This is a genomic window from Thermoanaerobacterium sp. CMT5567-10 (assembly GCF_030534315.2).
Taxonomy (GTDB): Bacteria; Bacillota; Thermoanaerobacteria; order Thermoanaerobacterales; family Thermoanaerobacteraceae; genus Thermoanaerobacterium.
The window spans coordinates 1,094,256-1,105,000 of the sequence record NZ_CP130558.2 but is presented as its reverse complement, the minus strand read 5'-3'; the positions used below and the strand labels follow the sequence as shown (position 1 = coordinate 1,105,000).

Here is a 10,745-nt window from a genome sequence, read left to right as displayed (position 1 = left end):
ACGTCGTGAGACAGTTCGGTCCCTATCCGTCGCGGGCGTAGGAAATTTGAGAGGAACTGCCCTTAGTACGAGAGGACCGGGGTGGACAAACCGATGGTGTACCAGTTGCGTAGCCGTACGCACAGCTGGGTAGCCAAGTTTGGAAGGGATAAACGCTGAAAGCATCTAAGCGTGAAACCCACCTCAAGATAAGATTTCCCATCCGAAAGGAGTAAGACACCTTGGAGAAGACGAGGTAGATAGGCCGGAGGTGTAAGAGTAGAAATACTTTGAGCTGACCGGTACTAATAAGTCGAGGACTTGACCTTAAGCATTGTGCAGTATTCAAGATTCATTTATAACAAATGAAAAAAGATTTCCGGTGGCAATAGCGGAGGTTAAAAACCCGTTCCCATACCGAACACGGAAGTGAAGCCCTCCAGCGCCGATGGTACTGATTACTCGGGAGAGTAGGTCGCTGCCGGTAAAAATTTATAAAAGAGGTAGTCTGTTTTAAATGGACTATCTCTTTTTTGTTTATGATTTTTATAAGCAATAAAATAATAGACACATATATTGTATAAAAGAGTTATAATGATAATTAAAGATTATATATTTTATGGTGATGAAATGATTATGAAAATTAAAGAAGACTTTGTAAATAAGATGAGATTTCTGTTAAAAGATGATTTCGAAAAGTTTATGAGGGAATATGAAAAAGAGCCTTATAGGGGACTTAGAGTCAATACGCTAAAGATTTCTGTTGATGAGTTTTTAAGGATTTCTCCATTTAGATTGATATCTGTACCATGGTGTGATACAGGATTTTACTATGATCAAAATGATAAACCAGGAAAGCATTATTACCACGATGCTGGTTTATTTTATATTCAGGAACCAAGCGCTATGGCGGTAGTAGAAGCATTGAATCCTGTGCCAGGGGATATCGTATTAGATTTAAGTGCGGCGCCAGGAGGTAAATCTACACACATAGCTTCAAAGCTCAATGGGGAAGGATTATTAGTATCAAATGAGATCAATTCAAAGAGAGTAAAAGTTCTTGCAGAAAACATTGAAAGGATGGGTATAAGAAATGCTGTTATTTTAAATGAGTCACCAGAAAAACTTGAAAAGACATTTAAAGATTATTTTGATAAAATACTTGTTGATGCCCCATGTTCTGGTGAAGGAATGTTCAGAAAAGATGAAACGGCAAGAGATGAATGGTCTTTGAAAAATGTGTTAAGCTGTGCCTATCGCCAGAAAAAGATATTGGATAGTGCATCATGCATGTTAAAGTCTGGTGGAATAATGGTATATTCAACGTGTACATTTTCTCCGGAGGAAAATGAAGGTGTAATCGACCATTTTCTAAAAAATCACAGCGACTTTGAATTAATAAAAATTTATAAGCATAAGGGATTTGATAATGGACATCCAGAATGGGTCAATGGATGCAGTGACTTAAGAAAATGTGTAAGGCTTTGGCCACACTTATTAAAAGGCGAAGGTCATTTTATAGCTAAACTCAGAAAAAATGGCAGCTATGATAAGAGCAGCAATAGCAAAATAAAATTTAAACAAAGAAAGGGTTTTGTTGACAAACTTTTTTACGATTTTATTGACAATTATCTCAATATAGATGTGGAAAAATTGAATTTACAAAAGATAGGTGATCATGTTTATCATATTCCTGAAGAAACGATGGACTTATCTGGAATAAAAGTGTATAGATGTGGATTTGATCTGGGGCAGTTAAAAAAAGGAAGATTTGAGCCATCTCATTGGCTGGCAATGGCTTTAAAAAAAGATGAGACCAAGAGAATTTATAATTTGAGGGCTAATGAAATAGAATCATATATTCATGGTGAAACATTAAATATCGATATTGATGACGGATGGGTACTTCTTTTAATTGATGGCTATTCAATCGGTTGGGGAAAGGTAGTTAAAGGTGTGTTAAAAAACTATTATCCTAAAGGCTTAAGAAAATAAAATAAATTTTTAAAACAAGGTACATAATAATATTTACCTTGTTTTTATTTTTATGAGAAAAAATAATAGGAAATTGGGAATAATAATTTTGTCACTATATTTTGGGATAAAGGAGATGTGTTTTTCTTGGAGTTTATTACATTTGTACATATATTAATAGGAGCTTTATTGATACTATTTCTGTTAATGATTTTCAATAGGTATTTAAATGATTATGAAGAAAGGGATTTACATGATGTTTTGCTGAATCATGATGAACTAATGAGACATGCTCAAGATTTGGCGCAGAACCATTATGTAATGAAAGACACTAAGCTAAATTATATGCTTATACCACGTATGAACAAAAGCTATAGCTACATAAAATCTGTTTACAGAAACATTAACATGGCTGGAGAAACACAATCAATATCACAAGATGCTGAATGGCTTTTAGATAATTTCTACATCATTGAAGAACAGGTAAAAGAGATTAGAAAAAGCCTATCGAAAGGTTATTATTCAGGGCTTCCAGGACTTAAGAACAGCATATTAAAAGGTTACCCAAGGGTATATGCTATTGCATTGGAACTAGTATCACATACAGACGGAAGAATTGATGAGGATACAATCGTAGATTTCATTAATGCTTACCAGTCGAAGTCGCTTTTGTCAAGTGGTGAACTGTGGGCACTGGGCTTGATGATAAGAATTGCATTGATTGAAAATATAAAAAGAAGCTCAGAAAAAATAGTTATTACACAGAAACAGTGGAATAAAGCCGATGAAGTTGCAAATATCATATTTGCAAACAAGAACATGACATTTGATGATGTTAAAAAATTAATACATGATAAAGTGCTGACTGTAGGAAGAATACCTACATCCTTTTTTGAGAGATTGCTGCAAAGAATAAGGGTGGAAGGTGATGATTCAACAATACTAGTACAATATATAGATAGAATTCTCCAAGAATACGATACGAATATATCTGATATAGTCCAGCTAGACCATCAAATATTAGCTGCAAGACAGGTGGCAATCGGTAATGCTATAACCAGCCTTAAATATGTTTCAACATTAGATTGGGCGCAGATATTCGAAAAGCTTAGCAACGTAGAGCAGATATTGAGGCAGGATCCTGACGGTACATATGAGATGATGGATTTTGAATCGCGGGATTATTACAGACATGAAATTGAAGAGATAGCGAAAAGATACAATACGTCAGAGACATATGTTGCCAGAAAAGCTTTGGAGTGTGCAAAGGAAGTATTAAATGACAACAACAAGCCAGGATACATAAATCATGTAGGATTTTATATAATAGGCAAGGGTAGAAGCATATTAGAAAGCAAAATAGGACATAAGAAAAACAATTTGAAATTAAATCGTATCGTAAAAAAACACATAGCCGTCTTTTATATATCATCTATCATTGCATTGACAATATTGATTGCAGCTGCTTTGTCAGTTCTTTTAATCATGAAAGGTGCAAATGTCGCTTATGCTGCTACTTTAGCAGCTATATCTATAATACCTGTAAGCGAGATTGTTGTACAGGCAGTTAATTGGGTGATAATACATGTTAAAAAGCCTACAATAATACCAAAGATAGAACTTAAAAACGGTATACCTGAAGAATCTGCGACTATGGTAATAATACCGACACTGCTAACAAGCGTTAAAAGGGTTAAAGAGTTATTGTCGCAGTTGGAAGTAATATATATATCAAATAAAGAAGATAATCTTTACTTTGCTGTTGTTGGAGACTTTAAGGATACTAAAAAAGAAAAATTGGATGACGATGAGGAGATAATAAACAGTGCTCTTCAAGGCATAAGAGAGCTTAACGAAAAATACTCCAAAGGGAAAGATATATTTTTCTATTTCCATAGAAAGCGAGTATTTTGTGAAATGCAAAATGCGTATATGGGCTGGGAAAGAAAAAGAGGTGCCATAATCGAGTTTAATGAACTTTTAAATGGTTCAAAAGAGACAAGTTTCTACATAAAAAGTGTAAATGTTGAAGATTTGCCAAGTATAAAATACGTCATTACACTTGATGCAGATACAAATTTAATAATGGATACTGCTAAAAAACTTATTGGGACAATGATGCATCCACTTAATAAAGCAGTGATTGACAGAGAAAGAAATATAGTAGTTGAAGGATATGGACTTCTTCAACCGAGGATTGGGGTGGACATTGTCTCTTCCAGTTCGTCTATTTTTTCTGCGATATTCGCAGGATATGGCGGTATTGATCCTTATACGAGTGCAGTTTCTGATGTTTATCAGGATCTCTTTGGGGAAGGTATTTTTACAGGCAAAGGAATATACGATGTTGCGGTATTTAGAAATATTCTTAAAGATTTGATACCTGACAATTCGGTCTTAAGCCATGATTTGCTTGAAGGTTCTTTTGTGAGAACAGGGCTTGTGACAGATATTTTGTTAATTGACGGTTTTCCATCAAAGTACAATTCGTATATGATGAGACTGCATAGATGGGTAAGAGGTGATTGGCAGCTTTTACCATGGCTTGCAAAAAGGATTAGAACAAGAAATGGCGATTACATAGAAAATCCTTTGTCGATAATCTCAAAGTGGAAAATAATCGACAATTTGAGAAGAAGCCTTGTAGCGCCATTTACTCTGCTTCTGTTGTTCATTGGTATTTTGTTGCCAATAAACAGCATGTTAACATACTTATTGGTGCTATTAGTCATGTTTGCACCTTTTATCGCTGGTGTGATTGACATTTTGATAGGAAAGATTAGATCAAGGTCAAACAATCGCGACAATTTATTTACAAACAGCATTAAAAATACATTTTATACAGGAGCACTGCAGTTTGCATTTTTGCCATATCAAAGTTATATGATGATGGATGCGATAATTAGGACTCTATACAGAGTCTATATATCAAAGAAAAATCTTTTAGAATGGATAACAGCGGCAGATATGGAAAGGCGGCTTAAAAATGATTTTTTGAGTTTTTTAAGCAAAATGTGGATATCGATATTAGTAGGGTTCATTTTTATTCTATCGAGCGCATATTTTAAACCGGGTATGCTGTATTATTCTGTAATTACAGCATTAATATGGATTGTATCGCCTTTCATTGCATTTAAGATAAGCTGTCCTATAGTAGAACACGAATCAACTTTGGAAGAATCAGACATTAGAGAGCTAAGGAGATTAGCGAGAAAAACCTGGAGGTATTTTGAGGATTTTGCAACGGAGCAGGATAATTATTTGCCTCCTGATAATTTCCAACTAGATCCTTATGCAGGAGTAGCAAGGAGGACTTCTCCAACAAATATTGGTTTGTATCTTTCATCTACAATATCAGCTAGAGATTTTGGATATATTACTACTTCTGAGATGATAGACAGAATCGAAAAGACGGTATCCACCATAGAGAAAATGGAAAAATGGCATGGACATCTTTACAATTGGTATAAAACAGATAGTCTAGAGCCACTTAAACCATACTATGTCTCTACAGTTGACAGCGGAAATCTTGTTGGATATATGATAGTACTTAAAGAAGGATTAAAAGAGGTCTTAGACAAGCCTTTAACTGAAAATTTACGGGATGGATTGTTAGACTTGATAAACATATTAAATGAAGGTGTGAAAAATAAAAAAATAAAATTTGAGATGCCTAACAGAGATTATACTGTCTGCGATTGGTATCAACAACTTAATCGGCTAAAAAGTGAATTGGATGGTATAAAATTGGATGACGAGGATGGATGGTACCTAAAAACTGTAGAAACTGTCGATTCATTCATTAAAGAATTGGAAGATTTATTGCCAATTGTCAAGAAAGAAAATGAATACGAAAAATTGTTTGATTTAAATAATGATATTTCATTAAATAGTTTAAAAGTCAGGTATAAAGAAATTATAGATTCACACGCATCTATGGAGGCAGAAGAATTTATAGAGCCATATAAAAAAATTACATCTTTGATAGACAAGGTACATGATTTGATAGGCAGATTAAGCAATCTTGTTGAAAAGACAGAGTTTAGACCTTTATTTGATACAAGAAGGCAGCTTTTTTCTATAGGCTACAATATTGAAGATGAAAAATTGACAAAGTCCTATTATGATTTGTTTGCATCAGAGGCAAGGCAGGCTAGTTTTATAGCTATAGCAAAAAAAGAAATTGATGTGAAACATTGGTTTAGAATGGGAAGGATGGTAACGGCAGAAAATTATTTAAGGGGCTTAGTTTCTTGGTCAGGAACCATGTTTGAATATTTTATGCCTCTTTTGATAATGAAGAACTACAAAAATACGCTTTTAGACCAGACATATAAATTTGTCATCATGATGCAGAAAAAATATGCCAAAAAGTATGACATACCCTGGGGGATATCTGAATCAGGTTTTTACTCTTTTGATATCAAGCTTAATTATCAGTATAAGGCGTTTGGAGTGCCTTGGCTGGGCCTTAAAAGAGGACTATCCCATGACATTGTGATAGCACCGTATGGAACAATGCTGGCTTTGCAGATAGATCCTCAATCTGTTGTGAAAAACATAAAAAAATTAAAAGAACTGGGAATGGAAGGCAAGTATGGTTTTTACGAGGCGATTGATTTTACGCCAGAAAGGATGCCTTATGGGAAAAAATATGCTATAGTTAAAAGCTTTATGTCGCACCACCTGGGTATGAGCATGTTAGCTTTAAATAACTTCATAAATAAAAATGTGATGCAGAAAAGATTTCATTCAGATCCTTATATAAAATCAGTTGAAATATTGCTACAAGAGAGAGTACCAGATGGTACAATGCTGCTTAAAGAAGAAATAGAGGCACAAAGGGAATTTGAAGAGCCAAAGAGGGAAGAAGTAAAGACAGTGAGAGTGATAGAGGAATTAGATAGCTTTCTTCCACAAGTCCATATTCTCTCAAATGGAGATTACTCTGTGCTTTTAACAGATAGAGGTACTGGTTACAGCAAAAAAGAAGGAACAAATATAACAAGGTGGAAAAATAGCCTGGATGAGATTCACGGAACATTTATATTTGTGCAGAATACAAACTCAAACACTACTTGGTCAACAACGTATGCTCCATTTTATGCAAAAGATGAAAAGTACAAAGTAGTATTTAAGCAAGACATGGCCAAGTTTATAAAAAAGGTTGGTAATATTGATACTGAGACAGAGGTGATTGTTTCTCCTGAGGATAATGTGGAGATAAGGCGTGTCACATTGAAAAATCATAGTAGTCATTCAAGGACACTGGAGGTGACAAGCTATTTTGAACCAGTTTTAAGCGATATTAATGCTGATATAGCCCATCCGGCTTTTAATAAGTTGTTTATAAAAACAGAGATTTTGTTTGACAGTGATATGATAGTTGCCAACAGAAGACCTAGAGATTTAGGAAAATCATCTCTGTGGGCTGCTCACGCTGTTTCTGTTGAAGGCGGTGATACAATAGGTGATACACAGTTTGAGACAGACAGAACAAAGTTTATAGGTAGAGGCAGGACTCTTAGGAATCCCAGAGCTCTTGAAGCAGACAGACCATTATCGAATTCAGACGGTCCTGTCCTTGATCCTGTCATGTCTTTGAGAAAAAGAATAAAATTGGAACCAAATCAGACGGCTAGAGTAATTTTCATTACTGCTGTGGCAGAATCGAAATCTGAGGTTGTAAAACTAGCAAACAAGTATAAAAATGCCGGAGCTACCGAAAGGGCATTTGAAATGTCAGTATCCCGCGGTAAAGTGGAGTTAGACTATCTCAACTTAAAGTCAGACGAGTTAGGTCTTTTTCAGCAGATGCTGCCGCACATAATATATTTAAGTCCTGTTAGGATGAAAAAGGTAGATTACTTATTGAAAAATAGAAAAGGCCAATCTGGACTGTGGGCGTACGGTATATCCGGTGATATTCCAATAGTGCTTTTAGAAATCAGCAAAAAAGAGGAGATACCAATATTGAAGCAACTGCTGAAGGCTCATGAGTATTGGAGGATGAAAGGATTATATGTAGATTTGGTGATTTTAAATAATGATAAAGGCGGTTACATTGATGCATTAGGCGACAAGATTAAGGATGTAATAAGCGGCAGTTTTGCATACAACATAATAGGAGAATATGGTGGTGTATTTCTGCTTAATAAAAGCAATTTAAAAGATGAAGATTACATTTTATTAAATACTGTTGCAAGGCTTTCGCTTACCGCTGACATGCCTATTGAGAAGCAGCTTGAATATGATGCTGGTGAAAAAGATAGTAAATCCAAATTGCTTGATATAAAAATTGCAGAAAAAAATTACCCTGTTCCGCTGCCAGAAAATATACCACTGTATTACAGCAATGGATATGGTGGGTTTTCTATTGATGGACATAAATACGTGATAGATTTGGATGGTGACAAGGAGACGCCTATGCCGTGGATAAACGTAATTTCAAACTACAAATTTGGCTTTCAAGTTTCTGAGTCAGGCAGTGGCTACACCTGGTCAGAGAACAGTAGAGAATACAAGATTACACCATGGTCAAACGATCCTGTTTTAGATGAAAGCGGGGAAATCTTATACATCAGGGATGATTTAACAGGTGCATTTTGGACGATTACAGCCAAACCCATAAGAGATGGTGGACAGTATATTGCAGAGCATGGATTTGGACATACATTGTTTAAACATGTTTGCTCAGGAATAAGCCATGAAATGTTAGAGTTTGTACCAATGAATGATACTGTGAAAATATCGCTTGTAAAACTTAAAAATATTAGCGGCGAAAAAAGGATGTTAAGTCTATACTATTATGTAAAACCTGTATTGGGTGTCTTTGAAAATTTAACGTCGCCTTATATAGTGACGGAAATGAACAAAGACATGAATGCACTGCTTATAAAAAACGTGTTTAATGAAGATTTCCCTGACAGAATATCTTTTGTAAGTGCGTCTTATAAAATACAATCATATACGGGAGATATGTCGGAATTTCTGGGACCTGATTTTGACACCAAGCGACCAGAATCATTAAAAAGAGAATCTCTATCGAATAATGTTGGAGTTGGGTTTAGTCCATGTGCTGCAATACAAATTAATGTCGATTTAGAGGAAAATGAGGAAAAAGAGCTGGTATTTTTGCTGGGAACAGGCATGTCGACAGATGAGGTCAATCGCATAATAAATTATTACAAAAATCTGGATAATGTGAAAGAAGCTTTGAGTTATGTGGATACGTTTTGGAACAATTTTGTTGGAACCATACAGGTAAGCACGCCGGATAAGTCTATGGACCTGCTTTTAAATGGATGGCTCCTTTATCAGACCATATCCTGCAGAGTATGGGCAAGATCTGCATTTTATCAGGCAGGCGGCGCATATGGTTTTAGAGATCAGCTACAGGATACTATGAATGTAGTATATGTGGCACCGGAACTTACGAGGGCTCAAATATTAAATGCCTGTGCACATCAATTCAAAGAAGGAGATGTTCTCCATTGGTGGCATCCGGGTACAGATAGAGGCATAAGGACAAAATATTCAGACGATCTTCTCTGGTTGCCTTATGCTGTAGCGGATTACGTAAGCGTGACAGGTGACACGGAAATACTAAATGTTAAAATGCCTTTTTTGGACGAAGAACTGCTAAAGGATGAAGAAGACGAAAGGTATGGCAAACCAGTAGTATCAGATGAAGTTGCGACAGTTTATGAGCATTGTATAAGAGCCATAGAACATTCATTGAAATTTGGCCAGCATGGAATACCACTGATGGGTTCTGGCGACTGGAATGATGGAATGAATATGGTGGGCAACAAAGGAAAAGGTGAGAGCATATGGCTTGGGTGGTTTATGTATGTTACACTTAAAAAGTTTATACAAGTTTGTATTGAAAATAACGACTACGAGAGGGTTGAAAAATACAAAAAGGTTGCCGATGACATAATCAAATCAATTGAAGAAAATGGATGGGACGGAAGCTGGTATAGAAGGGCATACTTTGACAGCGGAATTCCGCTTGGTTCTAGTCAAAATAATGAATGCAAAATAGATTCAATAGCACAATCTTGGGCAGCAATATCTGGTGCAGCCAAATGGGAGAGGGTAAAAGAAGCGCTTGATGCACTGGAAAATTACTTGATAGATTATGACAATGCCATTATAAAGCTTCTGTCTCCACCTTTTGACAAAGGTGATCTAAACCCCGGCTACATTAAAGGATATGTGCCTGGTGTGAGAGAAAATGGAGGTCAGTATACACATGCAGCAATATGGGCTATAATGGCATATGCTGTAGTTGGCGATGGGGATAAAGCGTATAGGCTTTATTCCATGATAAATCCAATAAATCATTCCAGGACGCCTATTGAAAACTCCAAGTATAAAGTTGAGCCTTATGTCATGGCTGCCGATGTCTACGCAGTAGAACCAAACATAGGTAGAGGTGGTTGGACATGGTACACTGGTTCTTCTGGATGGATGTACAGAGTGGGAATTGAACACATCTTAGGATTTAAAAAAGAAAAAGATATGGTTGTTATAGATCCATGTGTGCCAAAGGATTGGACGAAATACAAAATAGAATATATATACAAAAATAATACTAAATATATAATACAGATAGAAAATCCCGAAAGAGTAAACAAGGGTGTACAGGAGATCAATGTTGATGGAAAGATAATGAATGATAATAAAATTGCTCTCAAGGATGACGGACAAACACATCACGTATCTGTGACGATGGGAACGAAAATATCAGTTAAAGCATAAAAATCAGCGGATGAAGTATATTCATC

General features: G+C 35.7%; 2 protein-coding genes and 2 rRNA genes (1 of these 4 only partly in view). All 4 read left to right on the top strand.

Annotation, left to right across the window (positions count from 1 at the left end):
• A 23S ribosomal RNA gene (locus tag Q2T46_RS05705) occupies positions 1-308 on the top strand (it extends 2,565 nt beyond the left edge of the window).
• Between the two features lie 49 nt (positions 309-357).
• A 5S ribosomal RNA gene (gene rrf, locus Q2T46_RS05700) occupies positions 358-466 on the top strand.
• A 143-nt stretch (positions 467-609) separates the two neighbouring features.
• Positions 610-1,974, top strand: a complete 1,365-nt coding sequence (locus tag Q2T46_RS05695; protein ID WP_311062409.1) for an RsmF rRNA methyltransferase first C-terminal domain-containing protein — start codon at positions 610-612, stop codon at positions 1,972-1,974.
• 186 nt (positions 1,975-2,160) lie between these two features.
• A complete protein-coding gene (locus tag Q2T46_RS05690; RefSeq protein ID WP_311062357.1) occupies positions 2,161-10,719 on the top strand; it encodes a GH36-type glycosyl hydrolase domain-containing protein in 8,559 nt (2,852 codons plus the stop codon).
• Positions 10,720-10,745: the final 26 nt, after the last annotated feature.

Excerpts from the sequence above, each read along its gene's own strand:
- Q2T46_RS05690 (WP_311062357.1), top strand. The coding sequence starts at position 2,161 with ATGATTTTCAATAGGTATTTAAATGATTATGAAGAAAGGGATTTACAT.
- Q2T46_RS05695 (WP_311062409.1), top strand. The coding sequence starts at position 610 with ATGATTATGAAAATTAAAGAAGACTTTGTAAATAAGATGAGATTTCTG.